Below are 20,064 nucleotides of genomic sequence, written 5' to 3' on the forward strand. Positions count from 1 at the left end.
CCTCGCGCCCGCAAGGATCAGCTGCTCAGCTCCCTGAGCCCCAGCCGGATCAGCTTTTCCGTCGCGATGTCCTCGCCCTCGCGCGCCACCACCTTGGCCAGCGCCGCGCTGGCCTGGGCGCTGGAGTAGCCGAGGTTGCTGAGCGCCGATACCGCGTCGGCGACGTTGGAGCGCGCCACGCCCTCGCCCAGCGCCTGCTGCAGGCCAAGCGTGCCCGCATCGATGCCGAGGCCGGTGGGCACCTTGCCCTTGAGCTCGGTGACCACGCGCACCGCGAGCTTGGGACCCACCCCGTTGGCGCGCCCGATCATCGCCTTGTCCTGCAGCGCGATGGCGCTTTGCAGCTCGCCCGTGCTCAGCGTCGACAGGATCGACAGGGCGACGCGCGCGCCGACCCCCTGCACCGTCATCAGCGTGGTGAACCACGCCTTCTCCTCGGGCGTCGCGAAGCCGTAGAGGCGGATCATGTCTTCGCGCACGATCATTTCGACATGCACCACCGCCGCATGGCCGACGGCGGGCAGCGCCTGCATGGTCTTGGACGAGCAGAACGCCTCGTACACCACCCCGCCCACGTCGATATGCACGTAGTCGTCGCCGAACCCGTCGATCAGCCCCTTGAGCTTGCCGATCATGCGCTGGCCCTGAGCGCCATGATGCCGCGGTGATGCGCATGGCAGATGGCGATGGCCAGCGCGTCGGCGGCGTCGGCGCCCTTGAAATCGGCGGCCGGCAGCAGCGTTTTCACCATGAGCTGGACCTGGGTCTTTTCGGCGTGGCCGGTGCCGACCACGGATTTTTTCACCAGATTGGCGGCGTATTCGCCGACGCTCAGCCCCATCGCCGCCGGCGTCATCAGCGCCACGCCGCGCGCCTGCCCGAGTTGCAGCGCCGAGCGGGCCCCGGCATTGACGAACGTCTCCTCCACCGCCGCCTCGTCGGGCCGATGCAGCTCGATCAGCGCGCGCAGGCCGCGGTGCAATTCCGCCAGTCGGTCGGCCAGCCCGGCGTCGACCGCCGGCATGATGGTGCCGCAGGCGACAAAGCGCAGGCGGTTGCCCTCGCTCTCGATGACGCCCCAGCCGCAACGCCTGAGGCCCGGATCGATGCCGATGATTCGCACCATGCTGCCCATGTCTCCGTGCTTAGGCGCTTCCCCGGAGGCTACCAAGCGGAATGTGAACAAACCGGCAACAATCCCCGCTTCCTGCTAGCGGCGCCGATAGATAAAACTGCGAAGTTCGCACTAGAGGGTCCTTCAATCCTTCCGCGGCAAGGTGCCGCGAGCGTCGAAAGCTGAAGGATTCGCAGCAGCGATGAAGCTCGACCTGTCGCCCGTGAGCTGGGGCCGCGTCATTTTCACCACCGTCGTCGGCACCGCGATCTGCGTCGCCGCGGCGATTTATGTGGACTCGTTCAATTTCGCCAGTTTCGACGGGCCAACACGCCTGCGTGCCCTGCTCGCCGACGTGCTGCTGCCCACGGTGCTGGCGGTGCCGTTCCTGCTGTTCTTTTCGGGCAAGCTGCGCGAGCTCGCCATCGCCCATGAAAAGCTCACCGTCTACGCTTCGACCGACAGCCTGACGCAGGTGATGAACCGCGGCGCCTTCTCGACGCTGGTCGATGCCTATCTCGGCGAGATCGAGGCGCGGCAGGTGCGCGGCGCCCTGCTGATCATCGACGCCGACCACTTCAAGAGCGTCAACGACCGCTACGGCCACGAGCGTGGCGACGAAGCCCTGGTCCGCATCGCCCAGGCCATCAAATCGGTGCTGCGCTCGCCCGATCTCGTCGGCCGGCTCGGCGGGGAAGAGTTCGGCGTGTTCCTGCCCGGCGTCGACCCAGGCCAGGCCGAGCACGTCGCCGAGCGCATCCGCAAGACCATCCGCGAGCTGGAATTCCGGCCGGCCGGCGCGGAGCATCGCCTGTCGGTCAGCGTCGGCGGCGCGGTGTTCGACCGGCCGCTGCCGCTGCGCGACATCCTGCGCATCGCCGACCGCCAGCTCTACCGCGCCAAGGAAGCCGGCCGCGACCGCGTCTCGATCGGCCCGGCGCTGCCCGACGGCCTGCTCGAGGCCGCCTGACGCCGGGGCCGCTACGACCGCCGCGGCCGCGGGAAGAACACCTGCCGCTGCCGCTCGCTGGTGGTGCCCGCGGCGCGCAGGCGCAGCAGGTCCTTGCGGGCGATCAGCCCGACCAGCCGGCCCGAGCTGTCGACCACCGGCACGCGGCCGGTGTCGTGCGCGATCATCAGGTCGATCACCTGCCCGGCGGTGCTCCCCGGCTGCGCCACCGGCACCGAGGCGTCCGACACGATGTCGAACAGCGTCTGGTCGGCGAGGTCGGCCGAGCCGCGCCAGGTCAGCGCGTCGGCACGCTCCACCAGCCCGACGAGAATGCCGTTCCGGTCGACCACCGGATAGGCGCGGTGACTGTGCGCCGGATCGGCGAAGAACGCCGTCGCCGCCGCGATCGGCATTTCGGCGGGCAGCGTCGCGACGTCGCGCACCATGATCTCGGACGCACGCATCAGCTCGAACGGATCGATGCCGTATTCGCGCGTCACGTGCTGGCCGCGCCGCGCCACCTTCTCGGTGAGGATCGAGCGGCGCAACAGCAGCACGGTGACCGCATAGGCGCTGACCGCCGCCACGAACAGCGGCAGCAGCAGGTTGAAATCGCCGGTCAGCTCGGCGGCGAACAGGCAGCCGGTGAGCGGCGCGCGCATGGTGCCGCCCATCATGCCGGCCATGCCGATCAGCGCCCAGAGGCTCGAGCCGCCCGGCAGCACCAGCCCGACGATCCAGCCCAGCGCGCCGCCGAGCAGCAGCAGCGGCGCCAGCACGCCGCCCGACGTCCCCGACGACAGCGCCACCAGCCAGATCACCGCCTTGACCGCGAGGAACACCAGCACCGTCGTCACCACCAGGTGCCCGCTGATCAGGTCGGCGATCATGTCGTAACCGACACCCAGCGCCCGCGGCTCGACCAGTCCGCCGAGGCCGACCACCAGCCCGCCGATCGCCGGCCACCACATCCAGTGGATGCGCAGGCGCTCGAAGCCGTCCTCCAGCGCATAGAGCACCAGCGTGAACAGGCCCGACTGCAGGCCCGAGACCGCCCCCATGCCGGCGCAGAGCAGCAGCCCCCACCACGGCAGGTCGAACTGCAGCGCGGCCGGAAACAGCGGCACGCTGCCGAACAGGAACGGCCGGAGCGCCATCGACACCGTCGCCGCCGCGGCCACCGGAATGAAGCTGCGCGGTTTCCACTCGAACAGCAGCAGTTCGATCGCCAGCATCACCGCCGCCAGCGGCGTGCCGAAGATCGCCGTCATGCCGGCCGAGGCGCCCGCGACCAGCAGCGTCTTGCGCTCCGCCGCGCTCAGATGGAAGAACTGCGCGAACAGCGAGCCCAGCGCCCCGCCGGTCATGATGATCGGCCCTTCGGCGCCGAACGGTCCGCCGCTGCCGATCGAGATCGCCGACGAGATCGGCTTCAGGATCGCCACCTTGGGCGACATGCGGCTGCCGCCGATCAGGATCGCCTCAATCGCCTCCGGGATGCCGTGGCCGCGGATCTTCTCCGAGCCGAACCGCGCCATCAGCCCGATCGCCAGCCCGCCCAGCGCCGGGATCGCCACCATCAGCGGCCCGCGCACCGCCTCGGCCATCGGGATCGTCGTCACATCGATGCGGCCAAACCACAGCGCATTGGTGATGAGCGCGATGAGCTTGACCAGCACCCAGGCGCTGCAGAGCCCGCCGAGGCCGACGACGATGGCCATCGCCAGCAGCACCAGCACGCGCCGGTCGGTGGTGAAATCGCCCAGCGCGCCGGCTGCGGCAGCGGGTGTCGCAGCCGGGGCGGCGGGAGACGACGAAGACGGAGAAGTCATGTACTGGTTCGCAAATCCCGGGAACGCCGCGGGCGGTTGCGGCGACGCTGGCAATATATCGCAATACGACATAATTCAAGGCAGCTATCCCGCTGAGATGAGAGCCATGACCCACACGCAGGACGACGTCGCGCCGCTCACGCAGGCGGAGTACGAAGCGCTGGCGAGCTTCCGCCATACGCTGCGGCGCTTTGCGGCGTTCAGCGCCAGCGCCGCCCGGGCGCAGGGCCTGCCGCCGCAGCAGCACCAGGCGCTGCTCGCCATCCGCGGCTGGCCGGAGGGCGAGCCGCTGACCATCGGCGCGCTGGCCGGCCATCTGCTCGTCGCCCCGCACAGCGCCGCCGAGATGGTTGGGCGGCTGGTCGACAGCGGCCTGGTGGAGCGCCTCGCCGACACGCGCGACCGGCGGCGCCAGAGCCTGAAGCTGACGCGGCGGGCCGACACCCTGCTCGCCCGGCTGAGCCGGGCCCATATCGAGGAAATCCGCCACATGGCGCCGGAGCTGATCCGCCGGCTGCGGCGTATCGCGCCGGCCAGCGACTGAGACTCAGTCGCCGCGCCGCTGCAATTGCGCTTCCATGCGGCGGTCGGGCACGAACCAGATCACCGCAACCACCATGTAGAGCCCGAAGGCGATGTAGGGGTGGATGAAGGCGCCGGCGATGCCGAGCGCGTAGATCAGCGGCGACGCCCACTCCTTGATGCCGCGCCCCATGGCCCGCGCCAATGTCGAATGCTGCCCGTTGACCGCGACCAGCGTGTTGGCCAGCAGCAGGTACGCGACCGCCGGCAGCACCAGCGAGATGCCGTAGACGATGGTCGGCACCAGGGCGAAATCGGTCTCGCCCATCCAGTTGGTGGAGAACGGCACCAGCGACAGGCAGAACAACAGGAAATTGTTGGCCCACAGCACACGGCCGTTCACGTGCTCGACCGTCTGGAACATGTGGTGGTGATTGTTCCAGTAGATGGCGACGTAGACGAAGCTCAGCACATAAGCGAAGAACGGATGGACGAGCTCGAGCAGCGCCGCAAGGCTCGCCTCGTGCGGCGCATGCAGTTCGAGCACCATTATGGTGATGGCCACCGCCATCACCCCGTCGCTGAACGCCTCGAGCCGCCCCTTGTCCATCGGCTCAACCTTGCGCCTTGGCCAGATCCTCGTCGCTCATGTCGAAGTTCGAATAGACGTTCTGCACGTCGTCATCGTCTTCGAGGATGCCGATCAGCTTGAGCAGCGTCGCGCCCTTTTCGGCGTCGACCGGCACGTAGTTCTGCGGCTTGAACACGAACTTCGCCGATTCCGGCTCGCCGAGGCTCTTTTCGAGCGCCGCCGCCACCTCCGACATGCTTTCGAAGGTGGTGGTGATCGAATGCCCTTCCTCGTCGGACTCGACGTCCTCGGCTCCCGCCTCGATCGCCGCTTCCATCACCTTGTCGGCGTCGCCGATCGAAGCCGGGTAGTAGATCTCGCCGACGCGGTCGAACATGAAGCCGACGGAGTTGGTTTCGCCCAGCGCCCCGCCGTTCTTGGAGAAGGTCGAGCGCACGTTGGAGGCGGTGCGGTTGCGGTTGTCGGTCAGCGCCTCGACGATGATGGCGACGCCGCCCGGGCCGTATCCCTCGTAGCGGATTTCCTCGTAGCTCTCGCCGTCATTGCCCATCGCCTTCTTGATGGCGCGGTCGATGTTGTCCTTCGGCATCGACTGGCCGCGGGCGGTGGCGACCGCGAGGCGCAGGCGGGCATTGAAGGCCGGATCGGGCGCCCCGAGCTTGGCGGCAACGGTGATTTCGCGGGCAAGCTTGGAGAACACCTTGCTTCGCGCCGCATCGCTCTTGCCCTTGCGATGCATGATATTCTTGGCATGCGAATGGCCGGCCATCAGACGACTTCCCTCGACGGATTTTTTGAAAATGCGGTGGCGCTATATAGAGAGGCGCGCCCGGCTTGTGAAGCCGAAGTGCGGGGCGCCTCCCGGAAAGCTGTGCGGCGCCGGACCGGGGCGGCCCGCCGGTCACCAATCGGCAAGGTTACGAAATCGCTATGCATTAACGTGCAATTAACTTCTCCCGGTTAATTTCGGCCTTGTCCAGTTTCTGGACTTTGCAGAGCGGTTCTCCCTCTGTTTGACGCCTCCCTGTTAACTCCCGAGAGCCGCCCATCCGACGGCTCTTTTCTTTTTCCGGGGCGCCAACATTAAGCCTCCCTCAAGGACGAGCATGGCACCTAGGGAGCGCGCGCAGCGCTGCCGGTGGCTTTGGGGATGACGGACAGCAACGACAAATCGGCGGTAGCCCTGGGGCCGCGCATCGTCGCCTCCGGCGGGTTCACCACGCTTTACCGCGAGGGCATGGCCCTGATCGAGGACGTGGCCGCCTATCTCGACGGCGACGGCCGGGCGCAGAGCCGCGGCCTCGCGCGCGAGGCCTCCTTCGTCTACGCCACCGAATCCATGCGCCTGACCACCCGGCTGATGCAGCTCGCCTCGTGGCTGCTGCTGCAGCGGGCCGTCAACGAGGGCGAGCTCACCCCCGAAAACGCCCGGCTGGAAAAGGAAAAGGTGAAATTCTCGGCGACGCCGACCGAGCGCGGCGGCCCCGGCTTCGCCGATCTGCCAGAGCGGCTGCGCGATTACATCGCCCAGGGCGACCGGCTGTTCGAGCGGGTGCAGCAATTCGACCGGCTGGAGCGCGGCACAGTCGCCGAAACCGCGCCGGCCGCGGCCGAGGGCTCGATCGGCGACCAGTTGTCCCGGCTGCGCGCCGCCTTCGGCAAATTGCAGGGCTGACCCTCAATCAACAAAAAACCCCGCCGAAGCGGGGCTTTCCGAAACCGTCGAAGGCGGGGACGCTTAGATCCCCAGGCCCTTGAACCGCTCCTTGAAGCGGGTGACGCGGCCGCCGCGGTCGAGCAGATTGCCCTGCACGCCGGTCCAGGCCGGATGCGTCTTGGGATCGATGTCGAGCTGCAGCGTGTCGCCCTCTTTGCCGTAGGTCGAACGCGTCTGGTAGGTCGTCCCGTCGGTCATCGCCACGGTGATCATGTGATAGTCGGGGTGGATGTCTTTTTTCATGGCGGTGCCTCAAATCAAACGGGCGCAAACGCTGCGCCCGGCGAACTGAACGGGAATTTGGCGCGTCTCTACAGAAAAAACCCGCCCCCGGCAAGAGGCCGCACTTGCCCGCCCCCAAACCCCCGGGTTGCGGCATCGGGGGCCGCCGCCTATATCGGGGGCACTTTGGCCACCGACACGCGCACCATGCCCGCCTCCGTCACGCCGCGGCTTGGCCGCAAGGGCGAGGCGCAGCAGCGCGTCGACCCCAAATCGCTGCGGCCGCTGCGCCGGCTGGTCCCCTTCATCCTGCGCTACAAGACCCGCGTGCTGCTGACGCTGGTGTTCCTGGTGATCGCCGCCGTCTCGACCCTGGTGATCCCGGCGCTGGCCGGCAAGATCGTCGACCTCGGCTTCGTCGAGAAGAACCTCGACATGATGACGCGCTATGGCTGGCTGATCGTCGGCGTCGCCGCCATCGTCGCCGCCGCCAGCGCCGCGCGCTTCTATTTCGTCTCGGTGCTGGGCGAGCGCGTGCTCACCGACCTGCGCCGCGCTGTGTTCGACCATCTGCTGACGCTCGACGCGACCTTCTACGACCTGCACCGCGTCGGCGAGCTGACGTCGCGCCTCAATGGCGACGTGGCCACCATCCGCGGCGCCATCGGCTCCAGCCTGTCGATGACGCTGCGCGGCGCCGTCACCATCATCGGCGCCGTGGCGCTGATGTTCCTGACGAGCTGGTGGCTGGCGCTCGCCGTGGTCGTCATCGCCCCGGCGGTGATCATTCCGGTGATCATCCTCGCCCGGCGCCTGCGCCGCATGTCGCGCCGCACCCAGGACGCGCTGGCCGAGATGTCGGCGATGGCCACCGAGGCGCTGGGCGCCAGCAAGACCATCAAGAGCTTCGTGCAGGAGCCGTACCAGTCCGAGGACTACGCCCGCCGCGCCGAGGAATCCTACCACGCCGAGGTGACCCGGCTGGGCGGCCGCGCCGCCATGATCGGCGGCATCATGTTCGGCGTCGTGGTCGGGCTGGTGCTGCTCGTCTGGTGGGGCGCCAAATCGGTGTTCGACGGCGCCGTCACCACCGGCCAGCTCACCCAGTTCATGATCTACGCGCTGATGGCGACCAATGCGCTGAGCTCGATCTCCGAGGTCATGGGCTCGCTGCAGACCGTCTCGGGCGCGACCGAGCGGCTGATCGAAATCCTCGACACCAAGCCCGGCATCGTCGCGCCCGCGCACCCGGTCGCCCTGCCCGTGCCGCCGCTCGGCACCATCGCCTTCGAGCATGTGAGCTTCGCCTACGAGACGCGCGACAACGAGCAGGTGCTGAGCGATCTGAGCTTTGCCGTCGGCCGCGGCGAGACCGTGGCGCTGGTGGGCGCCTCGGGCGCCGGCAAGAGCACCGTGTTCGCCCTGGCGCAGCGCTTCTACGACGTCACCGCCGGACGCATCCTGGTCGACGGCGTCGACGTCCGGAACGCCGCTCCAGCCGAGCTGCGCCGCCGCTTCGCCTATGTCGAGCAGGAGCCGACGATCTTTGCCGGCACCGTCACCGAGAACATCCGCTTCGGCAAGCCCGATGCCACCGACGCGGAAGTCGAGGCGGCCGCCCGCGCCGCGCTCGTGCATGACTTCGTCATCCAGCTCGAGAACGGCTACGATTCGATCGTCGGCGAGCGCGGCGTCATGCTGTCGGGCGGCCAGAAGCAGCGGCTCGCCATCGCCCGCGCGCTGCTCAAGGACGCGCCGATCCTGCTGCTCGACGAAGCGACCTCCGCCCTCGATGCCGAGAGCGAACGGCTGGTGCAGCTCGCGCTCGAGCACCTGATGCGGGGCCGCACCACGCTGGTCATCGCCCACCGCCTCGCCACCATCCGCGACGCCGACCGCATCCTCGTGCTCGACCACGGCCGCCTGATCGACCAGGGCACGCATGACGAGCTGGTGCTGAAGGGCGGCCGCTACGCCGAGCTCGCCAAACTGCAGTTCCGCCTCGAGGACCCGAAGGCGGCGGAATGATCAGGCGCGGGCGCGGATACGCTCCCGCGCCTCCGGCCAATAGCTCTGCTCGGCGATGCGCAAATCATAGCTGGCCTGCAGATTGAGCCACATCTGGGGTTCGGTTCCGAAATATGCGCCAAAGCGAAGGGCCGTATCGGCAGTGATGGCCCGCCGCCCGTTGACGATGTCGGCGATGCGGCTCACCGGCACGTCGATATCGCCTGCAAGCCGCGTCTGGCTGATCCCCATCGGCACGAGGAATTCCTCGAGCAGGATCTCGCCGGGAGGAATTGGCGGCAGCTTCGTCATGCTCACCTATCCGTCCGTCAGCTTGAACTCGATGCGGCGGTTCCTGGCATAGGCTTCGTCGGTGTCGGCCGGGTCGATCGGGCGGCTGTCGCCGAAGCCGGCGGCGACGAGGTGCTGCGCCTGCACGCCGTCGGCCGCGAGATATTTGAGCACGGCGATGGCGCGGGCGGCGCTCAGCTCCCAGTTCGAGGGGAATTCCGGCGTATTGATCGGCCGCTTGTCGGTGTGCCCGTCGATGCGCAGCACCCAGTTGATGTCGCTCGGGATCTCGCTCTGCAACTGCTTGATGGCGTCGGCGAGCTTGTCGAGCGTCGGCTTGCCGGCCTCCGACACCGAGGCGTCGCCGGGTGGGAACAGCACTTCCGACTGGAACACGAAGCGGTCGCCCACCACCTGCACGTCGGCGCGTCCCTCGAGGATCTTGCGCAGCCGGCCGAAGAAATCCGAGCGGTATTGCGACAGATCCTGCACGCGCTGCGCCAGCGCCACGTTGAGCCGGCGCCCGAGATCGGCCACCTGCGTCTTGCTCTCGGCGGCGGTGGCCTCGGAGGCGTTGAGCGCCTGCTCCAGCGCGCCGATCTGCGTCCTGAGCGCGGCCAATTGCTGGTTGAGCAGCGCCACCTGCGCCGCCGCCTCGTCGCTCAGATCCTTCTGCTTGGCGAGGTCGCTGCTGAGCCCGGCGATCTTGGCGTCCTTGTCGTCGAGCCCGGCGCCGAAGCCGCTGACCTGCGTCTGCAGCTTGTCGCGCTGCGCCGTGGTTGTCGCCAGCGTCGCCTGCAGCGCCGCCAGGTTGCCCGTGAGGTCGGTGTTGCTGGTGCGCTCCATCTGCAGCATCTCGGTCAGCTCGGCGATCTGCGAGTTGAGCTTGCTCATCGCCGTGTCCTTGCCCTGGATTTCCTGGCCCAGGAAGAACTGCGTCAGCATGAACAGCGACAACAGGAAGATGATGACCAGCAGCAGCGACGACAGGGCATCGACGAAGCCCGGCCAGTAATTGGTCTCCCGCGACCGGCGGCTGCGGCTGAGCGATGCCACTTAGTTGGGCCTGCGCTCGTTGGCGTCTTCGCGCAGCATCGCCTCGATCAGCTCGCGCAGCTTCTTGTTGGTGTCGCCTTGCTCTTCGATGTGGATGCGCAGATCCGCCTGCTCGGCCCGGATGTGCTTGACCAGCCCGTCGATGCCGCGCGCCAGCTCCGCCATGGCGCGAATGGCATTCTGCGACGAATCCGAGCTCTGCATGGTCGAGCCCAGCCGCTCGATCATCGCCGCCATCTCCTCGCCCGGCAGGCCCATGCCGGTCGCCTGCATCTGCGTCACCGGATGGTCGAGCTCGGTCATCGAGGTCATCCAGTCCTCGAGATCGGTGTAGAAGGCGTTCTGCGCCTGGCTCGCCTGCAGATCGAGAAAGCCCAGGATCAGCGAGCCGCTGAGGCCGAGCAGCGAGGCCGAGAACGCCGTGCCCATGCCCTGCAGCGGGCCGGTGAGGCCGGCCTTCAGATTTTCGAACAGCGTCGCCGTGTCGCCCGACGAGGTGTCGAGCGCGGCGATGGTGGAGCCGACATTGGTCACCGTCTCGAGCAGGCCGAAGAAGGTGCCGAGCAGGCCGAGAAACACCAACAGGCCGGTGAGGTAGCGCGAGGTGTCCTTGGCCTCGTCGAGCCGGTTGCCCACCGAATCGAGGATCGAGCGCATCGAGGACGGGGTGATCACCGCCTCGCCCAGCCGGTCGCGCAGCATGCCGGCGACCGGGGCGAGCAGCACCGGCTGGCGCACCCGCGCCATGGTGCCGTCCTGCATCGAGTTCACCCATTTGATCTCGGGGAACAGCCGCATGATCTGGCGGAAGCTGAGCACGATGCCGATCGCCGCGACCAGGATGATCAGCGAGTTGATGAACGGGTTGGCCCAGAAGAAGGTGATGATCCGGTTCGACAGGATCACCCCGACCAGCGCCACGATGACGAGGAAGACCACGTTCTTGACGAGGTAGATCGTCGGGCTTTTCAGATGATAGGGGTCGTAGTTCTGCGACATGGCCCAGCCGGATTCGCCCTCTTGGGGCCGCAAGACTAGTCACACCATTCCGGCGTGACAATGGCTTGGGCACGTCGGTTCAATGACAGTTTGGCGCGCGCCGGCCTATTTGACGGCCTTGATGATCTTGAGCAGCTGGCCCTGCAGCGTCTCGTTGCCCGCCACCACCTCGCCGTTCCAGATGCTGCCGGCGCCGCCCGAGAAATCGCTCATCGTGCCGCCGGCCTCGCGCAGCAGCAGCGCGCCCGGCGCCACGTCCCACGGCTTGAGCCCGGCTTCCCAATAGCCGTCGAAGCGCCCGGCGGCGAGCCAGGCGAGATCGGTCGAGGCCGAGCCGGTGCGGCGGATGCCCGACACCGCGGGGACGACCTGCACCATCTGCCGCAATTGCAGCAGGTCGCTTGCCCGCCCCTGCGAATTGATGCCGGTGACCACCACCGCGTCGGCGAGGTGCTTGCGGCCCCCGACGCGCAGCCGCTTCTTGTCGTCGAGCCAGGCGCCGCCGCCCTTTTCGGCGACATAGAGCTCTTCCATCACCGGATTGTAGATCACCGAGGCGACGATCTCGTCGCCGCGCTGCAGCGCGATGGCCACCGCGAACAGCGGGATGCCGTGCAGGAAATTCGTGGTGCCGTCGAGTGGATCGATGATCCAGCGATGCTGGCCGTCGCTGCCCTTGATCTCGCCGCCCTCTTCCATCAGGAAGCCGTAGGTCGGCCGCGCCTTGCTGAGCTCGGCATGCACGATCTTCTCGGCCGCCTTGTCGGCGTTGGTGACGAAATCCGCCGGCCCCTTCACCGACACCTGCAGGTTTTCCACCTCGCCGAAATCGCGCACCAGCGACCGGCCGGCCTTGAGCGCCGCCGTGACCATGATGTTGAGAAGCGCCGACCGGGCCATGTGCAAGGACTTTTCGTGAAAGGAAGTTGCGCTATCTGGCGCAGAACGGCCGGAGATTCAAGCGCCGGCGGCGCTTCGGCGGCGGTCAGCCGCTGCCGGCCAGCTTGGTCGAGGATACCGACTTGGCGGTCTCGCGCATCCGGGCGGCCTCCGCCGCCATGTCCTCGGCGGTCGGCGGCCTGCTCGGCCAGAAGCGGGCCAGCTCCTCGGCGTCGTTGATCTCGGTCTGCGACAGCCCGGCGAGCAGCTTGTCGAGCTGCGGGTCGGACAGCCCCTGCCGCCGCGCCAGCGCCCGCCACATCGCTGCCTGCTTGAGGTCGGCGTCGACGCCCTCGCCCACCGCCAGAAGCTTGGCGTAGCGGTTCTGCGCCACCGGATTGCCGGCATTGGCGGCGCGCTCGTACCAGCCTACCGCCTCGTGCAGGTTCCGGCTCACGCCCTTGCCCATGTAGAGCAGCGTCGCGTAGTCGATCTCGGCCTCGACCAGACCCTGCTGCGCCGCGAGCCCGATCTGCCGCGCGCCCTCGGCGGGATTTGGGGCGATGCCGGCGCCCTCCATCAGCATCGAGCCGTAATCGTATTGCGCCTCTGCAAGGCCCGCGTCGGCCGCCGCCTTCATCAGCCTCGCCGCATCGACCAGGCTGGGCGAGGCGTCGGTGCCCTCCACATGCAGCAGCGCCAGATTGTATTCGGCCGGCGGATAGCCCTTGTCGGACGCCTGCTTGAACAGCTCGGCCGCCTTCTGCCGGTTCTTCGGCACCCCGTCGCCGTTGAGATAGAGCAGGCCCAGCTCGAACGCCGCCATGCGGTCGCCGTTCTTGGCCGCCAGCGTGTACCAGCTCGACGCGCGCGCCACGTTTTCAGCAACGCCCAGGCCCTTGGCGTAGATTTCGGCGATCAGCGTCTGCGCCGCCGGATCGGCATTTTCGGCGCGCGGCAGCGCCAGCGCCAGCGCCGTGAGGTAGTAGCCGCGCTGGAACGCCCCATAGGCGTCGTCGCGCTTGGAGAAGATGTCGTTGCTGATCGAGGCGGCGTCGCTGCCGGCGCTTTCGGGCGTCGGCAGCATGTCCTCGAGCCCCAGCGAATTGTCGATATGCGGCATGTCCTGCGAGGACGCGGCAGTGCTGGCCGCCAGCGCCGGCGCTGTCAGTAGCAGCACGAGCATTGCCGCAAGGCGCAGCGTCATGGGTTGGCCTCCAGCGCCCTGGCGATGGCTTCGAGCCGCGCCGTGACGCCTTCGGACGCCGTCCACACGCTCTCGCCCAGCCCGATGAACTCGGCGCCCTCCGAGGTCGCCGTCTCCGCCGTCGCCGCGGGGTCGGAGAGCACGCTGGGCACCTCCATGATCTCGGCCCACCAGCGCGCCATTTCGCGCTGCTCCGGATCGCGCGGACCGGCAAGCGGCCCGAAGAAGATGTAGTCCGGGCCGAGTTCGCCCTTGCTCATGGCGTCGTGGCGCGAGGCGATACGACCGGCGCCGACGATGAAATCGGGCTTCAGCGCCTGCGTGGCGGCGCGCACCTCGTTGACGCCGCCCTCGACATGGATGCCGTCGACCCCCAGCGTGCGCACCAGCCCCGGATCGCCCTCGATCAGCACGGCGACGCCCGCCGCCTGCGCCCGCGGCGCCACGGCTTTGACCAGCGCCTTGTAGCTGCCTTCCGGGCGGCTGCCGCGCGGCAGCAGCAGCGCCGCCACCGGCGACGCCGCCAGCGCCTCGTCCAGCATGCGGGTGCAGGCCGTGGCGTCGACGTCGGGGGAGGCAATCAGGAAAATCTGCGCGGTCATGGGCGGCCTTCTATCAGAAGCCGACGTTCTTACCGCAGATTCTGGCAGCAAATAGGTTAAGCGGCGCGGTCGAGCTCCGGCTGCCACTTTCCGAGGGCCGCCAGGCTGTTCATCTTCGCCCGGTGCGCGAACGCCACCTGCGCCTGCGGCACATTGGCCAGGTCCCCGCCCCACAGCAGCATGGCCGCGTTCTGCAGCGCCCGCCCGTACGAGAAGGTCAGCGCCCAGGGCAGCGGCCCCATGCGGTTCATCGCCGAAAGGTTGGCCGTGGCGGCCGCGTCGGACTGCCCGCCGGAGAGGAAGGCGATCCCCGGCACGCTCGCCGGCACCTGCGCCTTGAGCACGTTCAGCGTCGCCGCCGCGATCTCGCTGTCGCTCGGCCGCTCGGCCGACCGCACCCCCGGCGTCACCATATTGGGCTTGAGCAGCATGCCGCCGAGGTCGACGCCGGCAAGCCGCAATTCCTCGAACACCGTCGCCAGCGTCTCGCCGGTCACCTCGGCGCAGCGCTGCATCGAATGGTCGCCCGGCTCGCCGTCGGCCAGCACCTCGGGCTCCACCACCGGCACGATCCCCGCCTCCTGGCAGAGCGCCGCGTAGCGCGCCAGTACATGCGCATTGGCGCGGATGCCGTTGCGCGACGGCGCATAGTCGCTGACCGCGATGACGCCGCGCCATTTCGCGAATTTGGCGCCGAGCCTCGCATATTCCTCCAGCCGGTGCCGGAGGCCGTCGAGCCCTTCGGTGATCTTTTCGCCCTTGGTGCCCGGCATCGCGAAGGCGCCGCGATCGACCTTGATCCCCGGGATCACGTCGGTCTCGGCGAACAGCGCCACGAACGGCGTGCCGTCGGCCGCCGACTGCTTCAGCGTCTCCTCGGTGAGGATCACCCCGGAAATGTACTGCCGCATCGCCTCGGTGGAGCGGAACAGCATCTCGCGATAGTCGCGCCGCGTCTCGAACGTCACCGGCAGCCCGATCACCGCGAACCGCTTGGCGATGGTTCCCTCCGATTCGTCGGCAGCAAGGATGCCCATGCCGGGCGCAACAAGCTTACGGGCGACATCGTTGGGCGACGGCACGGGCAACTCCTCATTGGGGGACATCCCGACAATAGCCGCGTACGCCGAAAGTTCCGATTGGCCGAGAGGCGTAGGACGAAAGTCGAAGTGGCCGGGCAGGCCGCGGCGGCAGCCCCTATTTCGTCATCAGCGCCGCGACGCCCGGCAGCACCTTGCCTTCCATCCATTCGAGGAAGGCGCCGCCGGCGGTGGACACATAGGTGAAATCGTCCTTCACCCCGGCATGCGCCAGCGCCGACACCGTGTCGCCGCCGCCCGCCACCGAAACCAGCTTGCCGGCCTTGGTGCGGCTCGCCACATGGCGGGCGATCTCGGTCGTGCCCTCGTCGAACGGCGGCGTCTCGAACGCCCCCAGCGGGCCGTTCCATACCAGCGTCGCCGCCTCGTCGATGGCGCCCTTGATGCGCACCCGCGACTGCGGGCCGACATCGAGAATCATGCCCTCGGGGTCCATGGCGTCGAGCCCGTAATTCTGGTGCGGCGCGTTGGCCGCGAAATGCCACGCCACCACGCCGTCGACCGGCACGATGATGGCGCAATTGGTCTTCTCCGCCTTGGCTAGAATGGCGTTCACGGTGTCGCCCATGTCCCGCTCGGCCAGCGACTTGCCGACGCCGATGCCCTGCGCCAACAGGAAGGTGTTGGCCATGGCGCCGCCGATCACCAGCGCATCGACCTTGCCCACGAGGTTCTCGAGCAGCTCGATCTTGGTCGACACCTTGGCGCCGCCGACCACCGCGACCACCGGCTTTTTCGGCGAGCCGAGCCCCCGCTCCAGCGCCTCGAGCTCGGCCTGCATCGCGAGCCCCGCCGCCGCCGGCAGCAGATGCGCCAGCCCTTCGGTCGAGGCATGCGCCCGGTGCGCCGCCGAAAACGCGTCGTTGATGTAGATATCGCCCAGCGACGCCATTTTCCTGGCGAGCTCCGGGTCGTTGGCCTCCTCGCCCGGCGTGAAGCGCGTGTTCTCGAGCACCAGGATCGAGCCGTCGGGGGCCGAGTCGATGGCTTTCTTGGCGGCGCTCACATCCACCCAGTCGGTATCCACGAAGCCGACGCGATGCCCGGTTGCCTGCGCCACCGCCGGCACCACCTGCTCCAGCGAGAAGGCCTTGTCGACCTTGCCCTTGGGCCGGCCGAAATGGCTGATGAGGATGGCCTTGCCGCCGGCCTTGATGATCTCGCGGATGGTCGGCACCACGCGCTCGATGCGCGTCGCATCGGTCACCTTGCCATCCTGCACCGGCACGTTGAGATCGGCCCGCAGCAGCACCCGCTTGCCCTTGAAATCCATGCCCTCGATGGTCTTGAAGTTGCTCATCGCGCTGTCCTGCTGCAAAGTTTTGCGGTTGTGATAGCGGCCCCCGCCGCGAAATGAAAGGGACGGACCATGCAGCTCAAGCGCGGACGCATGCTCGACCACCTGCATCTGCGGACCCGCGACCTCGCGGCCAGCCGCCGCTTCTACGGCGCCATCCTCGATATCCTCGGCATCCCCGTCGTCGACGGCCCCGGCCATTTCTTCGCCGACGAGCTATGGGTCGATGGCGGCGACACGCCGAGCCGCGTGCACTTCGCCTTCCAGGCGCCCGACCGCGACACCGTCGAGCGCTGGTATGCGGCCGGCCTCGCCGCCGGCGGTCGCGACAACGGCGCTCCCGGCGAGCGGCCGTACCACCCCGGCTACTACGCCGCCTTCCTGCTCGACCCCGACGGCAACAATGTCGAGGCCGTGTTCCACGGCCCCAGCACCCGCAGCGCCGACGCCGTCACCATCACCGCCGGATGAAAACAAAAAGGGGGCCGTCGCGGCCCCCTTCGATCCTTCGACGACAGCCGGCGTCAGAGCGTCTTGGCCAACGCCGCCGTGACGTCGCACATGCGGTTCGAAAAGCCCCATTCGTTGTCGTACCAGCCCATCACCGTGACGAAATTGCCCTCGATCACCTTGGTCTGGTCGAGCAGGATGGTGGCCGAGTGCGGGTCGTGGTTGAGGTCGGACGAGACCAGCGGCGCGCGCGTATAGGTCATGATGCCCTTGAGCGGGCCGTCGGACGCCGCGATCAGCGCGTCGTTGATTTCCTGCGCCGTGGTGTTGCGGCCGGCCATGAAGTTGAGGTCGACCAGCGACACGTTCGGCGTCGGCACGCGGATCGAGATGCCGTCGAGCTTGCCCTTGAGCTCGGGCAGCACCAGGCCGATGGCCTTGGCCGCGCCGGTCGAGGTCGGGATCTGGCTCAGCGCCGCGGCGCGGGCGCGATACAGGTCCTTGTGCATGGTGTCGAGCGTCGGCTGGTCGCCGGTGTAGGAATGGATGGTGGTCATCATGCCCTTTTCGATGCCCACCAGCTCGTTCATCACCTTGGCCATCGGCGCGAGGCAGTTGGTGGTGCACGAGCCGTTCGAGATCACGATGTGATCCTTGCTCAGCTTCTTGTCGTTGATGCCGTACACCACGGTGAAATCGGCGCCTTCCGCCGGCGCCGAGACGATCACCTTCTTGGCGCCTGCCGCGAGGTGCGCCGACGCCTTCTCCCTGGAGGTGAAGATGCCGGTGCATTCGAGCACGATGTCGATGCCCAGTTCCTTGTGCGGCAGCTCGGCCGGATTCTTGATCGCCGTCACCTTGATCGGCTTGCCGCCGACCGAGATGGTGTCGCCCGAAACCGTCACCTCGTGCGGGAATTTGCCGTGCACGCTGTCGTAGCGCAGCAGATGCGCATTGGTCTCGACCGGGCCGAGATCGTTCACCGCCACCACTTCGATGTCGGTTCGGCCGGATTCGACGATGGCGCGCAGGATGTTGCGCCCGATGCGGCCAAAACCATTGATTGCGACGCGTACAGCCATGATGGCTCCTTGGATACCTTGCTATTCGGGGGTGAACGGGGCTGCCTTACAACTGCAGCGTCACGGCTTCAACTACGCCGTTGGGCGTGATGCCGAAATACTCGTAGAGCTGCTCGGCCGGCGCGCTGGCGCCGAACGAGGTCATGCCCACGAAGTGGCCCTTCTCGCCCAGCAGCTTCTGCCAGCTGAGCCCGATGCCCGCCTCGACCGCCACGCGCGCCTTCGGCTTGCCGATGAGCTTGGCCTTGTACGCGTCCGGTTGCGCCTCGAACAATTCGAGCGAAGGCACCGAGATCACCTTGGCCGAAATGCCCTTGGCCTTGAGCAGCGGCAGCGCGTCGACGGCGATGGCGACTTCCGAGCCGGTGGCGAAGATCACCGCGTCGGCCGCATCGTCGCCGGCGATCTTGTAGGCGCCCTTGGCCGACAGATTGCCTTTGACGTATTCGGTGCGCAGCGCCGGCAGGTTCTGCCGGCTGAGCGCCAGGATCGATGGCCTGTTGTGGCTGTTGAGCGCGATCTGCCAGCATTCGAGCGTTTCCACCGCATCGGCGGGACGCAGCACCTGCATGTGCGGGATCGCCCGGAGCGTCGCCAGATGCTCGATCGGCTGGTGCGTCGGCCCGTCCTCGCCTAGACCGATGGAATCGTGCGTCATCACGTAGATGACGCGCTGCTCCATGATGGCGCTGAGCCGGATCGCCGGGCGGGCATAGTCGGTAAACACCAGGAAGGTGCCGCCATAGGGGATCAGCCCCTTGTGCAGCGCCATGCCGTTCATGATCCCGGCCATGCCGTGCTCGCGGATGCCGTAGCGCATGTAGCGGCCGAAGCGGTCCTGGTCGGTGAACGGCTTGGTCTGCGGCGTATCGGTGAGATTACTGCCGGTGAGGTCGGCCGAGCCACCGACCGTTTCGGGCACCGCCCCGTTGATCACGTCGAGCGCCATCTGGCTGGATTTGCGCGTCGCGACCTTCGGCTTGTCGGCAGTGAGCTTCTGCTTGTAGGCGTCGAGCGCCGCCTCGAGACCGGCTGGCAGATCGCCGGCGAGCCGCCGCTCGAATTCGCCGCGGCGGGCGGGATCGAGGCCGGCCAGCCGCCCCTGCCAGGCGCCGAATTCGTTGGCCGAGCGCGTGCCGGCGGCGCGCCAGGCATCGAGCGTTTCCTTGGGGATCTCGAAGGGCGGATAGGTGATGCCGAGGTTCTTCTTGGCCGCCGCCAGCTCGTCCTTGCCGAGCGGCGAGCCGTGCACCTTGTTGGTGCCCTCCTTGTTCGGCGCGCCGAAGCCGATGGTGGTGCGCGCCGCGATCAGCAGCGGCCGGGTGCTCTTCCTGGCGTCGTTCAGCGCCTGCTCGACCGCCGCCTGGTCGTGCCCGTCGATTGCAACGGTGTTCCAGCCCGAGGCCTCGAAGCGCTTGAGCTGGTCGGTGGAGTCGGCATTGGAGACGTGCCCGTCGATGGTGATGCCGTTATTGTCCCAGATCAGCGTCAGCTTGTTGAGGTTGAGGTGCCCGGCCAGCGAGATCGCCTCCTGGCTGATGCCCTCCATCAGGCAGCCGTCGCCGCACAGGCACCAGGTGTGATGGTCGACCACGTCCCGGGTGAACTCGGCGCCGAGCTTGGCTTCGGCGATCGCCATGCCCACGGCATTGGCGATGCCCTGCCCGAGCGGGCCGGTCGTCGTCTCGATGCCCTTGAGGAAGCCATGTTCCGGATGCCCGGCGGTCTTGCTGCCGAGCTGGCGGAAATTCTTGATCTGCTCGATCGTCGCATCCTCGTAGCCGAGCAGGTAGAGCGAGGCATAGAGCAGCATCGAGCCATGCCCCGCGCTCAGCACGAACCGGTCGCGATCCGGCCAGTCGGGATGTTTCGGATCGAACTTCATGACCTTGGTGAACAGCACCGTCGCGAGGTCGGCGCAGCCCATCGGCAGGCCGGGATGGCCGGAATTGGCCTTCTCCACCGCGTCCATGGCGAGGGAGCGAATGGCGTTGGCCATCTCGTCGGCGGTCTTTGAATTGGTCATGAAATCCGCTCTTCTGCTGGTGATTTCGGGTCGGAAAAATGCCGGAAAACCGGCCTCCTCCCAAGCGGGGACTGGCTTAACAGGTTCGGTTTGCCTGTCAATGACAGGGCTCTATAG

General features: G+C 67.7%; 21 protein-coding genes. 5 read left to right on the top strand and 16 right to left on the bottom strand.

Translation table 11 applies throughout. From position 1 onward, the window contains the following. Positions 1-17 precede the first annotated feature (17 nt). Together ruvA and ruvC are read right to left on the bottom strand one after the other, a co-directional pair. The gene (gene ruvA, locus BGO82_RS13405) at positions 18-635 is read right to left on the bottom strand and encodes a Holliday junction branch migration protein RuvA (protein ID WP_291306110.1); all 618 of its coding nucleotides are present in this window, start codon (positions 633-635) and stop codon (positions 18-20) included. Then, complete coding sequence (ruvC, locus tag BGO82_RS13410) at positions 632-1,135, bottom strand: crossover junction endodeoxyribonuclease RuvC (protein WP_291306111.1); 504 nt, start codon at positions 1,133-1,135, stop codon at positions 632-634. The genes ruvA and ruvC overlap by 4 nt, the downstream gene beginning before the upstream one ends. 181 nt (positions 1,136-1,316) lie before the next feature. On the opposite strand from ruvC, the gene BGO82_RS13415 reads away from it, so the two are divergent. Next, entirely contained in the window at positions 1,317-2,084 is a 768-nt protein-coding gene (locus tag BGO82_RS13415) for a GGDEF domain-containing protein (RefSeq protein ID WP_291306112.1), read from the top strand. An 11-nt stretch (positions 2,085-2,095) separates the two neighbouring features. On the opposite strand, the gene BGO82_RS13420 is transcribed toward BGO82_RS13415, so the two are convergent. Continuing rightward, positions 2,096-3,898 carry a chloride channel protein gene (locus BGO82_RS13420; protein ID WP_291306113.1) on the bottom strand — a complete coding sequence of 601 codons (1,803 nt, stop codon included), beginning with the start codon at positions 3,896-3,898 and terminating at the stop codon, positions 2,096-2,098. A gap of 106 nt (positions 3,899-4,004) precedes the next feature. Here BGO82_RS13420 and BGO82_RS13425 point away from each other — a divergent pair, with 106 nt between their 5' ends. Continuing rightward, positions 4,005-4,442, top strand: coding sequence for a helix-turn-helix domain-containing protein (locus BGO82_RS13425; RefSeq protein ID WP_291306114.1), 438 nt, complete (start codon positions 4,005-4,007; stop codon positions 4,440-4,442). A gap of 3 nt (positions 4,443-4,445) precedes the next feature. On the opposite strand, the gene BGO82_RS13430 is transcribed toward BGO82_RS13425, so the two are convergent. Then, complete coding sequence (locus tag BGO82_RS13430; protein WP_291306115.1) at positions 4,446-5,030, bottom strand: TMEM175 family protein; 585 nt, start codon at positions 5,028-5,030, stop codon at positions 4,446-4,448. Positions 5,031-5,034: 4 nt separating this feature from the next. Continuing rightward, entirely contained in the window at positions 5,035-5,781 is a 747-nt protein-coding gene (locus BGO82_RS13435; RefSeq protein WP_291306116.1) for a YebC/PmpR family DNA-binding transcriptional regulator, read from the bottom strand. A 381-nt stretch (positions 5,782-6,162) separates the two neighbouring features. Here BGO82_RS13435 and BGO82_RS13440 point away from each other — a divergent pair, with 381 nt between their 5' ends. Continuing rightward, on the top strand, positions 6,163-6,687 hold the full coding sequence (locus BGO82_RS13440; protein WP_291306117.1) for a DUF1465 family protein: 525 nt from the start codon (positions 6,163-6,165) through the stop codon (positions 6,685-6,687). A 63-nt stretch (positions 6,688-6,750) separates the two neighbouring features. On the opposite strand, the gene rpmE is transcribed toward BGO82_RS13440, so the two are convergent. Next, a complete protein-coding gene (rpmE, locus tag BGO82_RS13445) occupies positions 6,751-6,972 on the bottom strand; it encodes a 50S ribosomal protein L31 (protein WP_291306118.1) in 222 nt (73 codons plus the stop codon). Positions 6,973-7,158: 186 nt separating this feature from the next. Between rpmE and BGO82_RS13450 the strand changes: the two genes are divergently transcribed. Next, on the top strand, positions 7,159-8,979 hold the full coding sequence (locus BGO82_RS13450) for an ABC transporter transmembrane domain-containing protein (protein WP_291306119.1): 1,821 nt from the start codon (positions 7,159-7,161) through the stop codon (positions 8,977-8,979). Here BGO82_RS13450 and BGO82_RS13455 read toward each other — a convergent pair whose 3' ends face one another. The 8 genes from BGO82_RS13455 to BGO82_RS13490 all read right to left on the bottom strand — a co-directional run bounded on the left by BGO82_RS13455 (position 8,980) and on the right by BGO82_RS13490 (position 16,392). Continuing rightward, positions 8,980-9,270 carry a HigA family addiction module antitoxin gene (locus BGO82_RS13455; RefSeq protein WP_291306120.1) on the bottom strand — a complete coding sequence of 97 codons (291 nt, stop codon included), beginning with the start codon at positions 9,268-9,270 and terminating at the stop codon, positions 8,980-8,982. 6 nt (positions 9,271-9,276) lie between these two features. Then, positions 9,277-10,305: a peptidoglycan -binding protein gene (locus BGO82_RS13460; protein ID WP_291306121.1), complete on the bottom strand. Its 1,029-nt coding sequence runs from the start codon at positions 10,303-10,305 to the stop codon at positions 9,277-9,279. Continuing rightward, positions 10,306-11,337: a flagellar motor protein MotA gene (locus tag BGO82_RS13465; RefSeq protein ID WP_366246955.1), complete on the bottom strand. Its 1,032-nt coding sequence runs from the start codon at positions 11,335-11,337 to the stop codon at positions 10,306-10,308. A gap of 72 nt (positions 11,338-11,409) precedes the next feature. Beyond that, positions 11,410-12,204 carry an inositol monophosphatase family protein gene (locus tag BGO82_RS13470; protein WP_291306122.1) on the bottom strand — a complete coding sequence of 265 codons (795 nt, stop codon included), beginning with the start codon at positions 12,202-12,204 and terminating at the stop codon, positions 11,410-11,412. 85 nt (positions 12,205-12,289) lie between these two features. After that, positions 12,290-13,390, bottom strand: a complete 1,101-nt coding sequence (locus tag BGO82_RS13475) for a tetratricopeptide repeat protein (RefSeq protein WP_291306123.1) — start codon at positions 13,388-13,390, stop codon at positions 12,290-12,292. After that, positions 13,387-13,992 carry a thiamine phosphate synthase gene (locus BGO82_RS13480; protein WP_291306124.1) on the bottom strand — a complete coding sequence of 202 codons (606 nt, stop codon included), beginning with the start codon at positions 13,990-13,992 and terminating at the stop codon, positions 13,387-13,389. Before BGO82_RS13480 ends, BGO82_RS13475 begins: the two co-directional genes overlap by 4 nt. Positions 13,993-14,048: 56 nt before the next feature. Beyond that, positions 14,049-15,074 carry a class I fructose-bisphosphate aldolase gene (locus tag BGO82_RS13485; RefSeq protein ID WP_291306125.1) on the bottom strand — a complete coding sequence of 342 codons (1,026 nt, stop codon included), beginning with the start codon at positions 15,072-15,074 and terminating at the stop codon, positions 14,049-14,051. Positions 15,075-15,189: 115 nt separating this feature from the next. Continuing rightward, entirely contained in the window at positions 15,190-16,392 is a 1,203-nt protein-coding gene (locus BGO82_RS13490) for a phosphoglycerate kinase (protein ID WP_291306126.1), read from the bottom strand. Between the two features lie 69 nt (positions 16,393-16,461). Between BGO82_RS13490 and BGO82_RS13495 the strand changes: the two genes are divergently transcribed. Continuing rightward, the gene (locus tag BGO82_RS13495) at positions 16,462-16,860 is read left to right on the top strand and encodes a VOC family protein (RefSeq protein ID WP_291306127.1); all 399 of its coding nucleotides are present in this window, start codon (positions 16,462-16,464) and stop codon (positions 16,858-16,860) included. A 53-nt stretch (positions 16,861-16,913) separates the two neighbouring features. On the opposite strand, the gene gap is transcribed toward BGO82_RS13495, so the two are convergent. Next, positions 16,914-17,921 (bottom strand): type I glyceraldehyde-3-phosphate dehydrogenase, encoded by a 1,008-nt coding sequence (gap, locus tag BGO82_RS13500; RefSeq protein ID WP_291306128.1) that lies wholly within the window; start codon positions 17,919-17,921, stop codon positions 16,914-16,916. 46 nt (positions 17,922-17,967) lie between these two features. Next, entirely contained in the window at positions 17,968-19,947 is a 1,980-nt protein-coding gene (gene tkt, locus BGO82_RS13505; RefSeq protein WP_291306129.1) for a transketolase, read from the bottom strand. Positions 19,948-20,064: the final 117 nt, after the last annotated feature.

Source organism: Devosia sp. 67-54 (genome assembly GCF_001899075.1).
GTDB lineage: Bacteria > Pseudomonadota > Alphaproteobacteria > Rhizobiales > Devosiaceae > Devosia_A.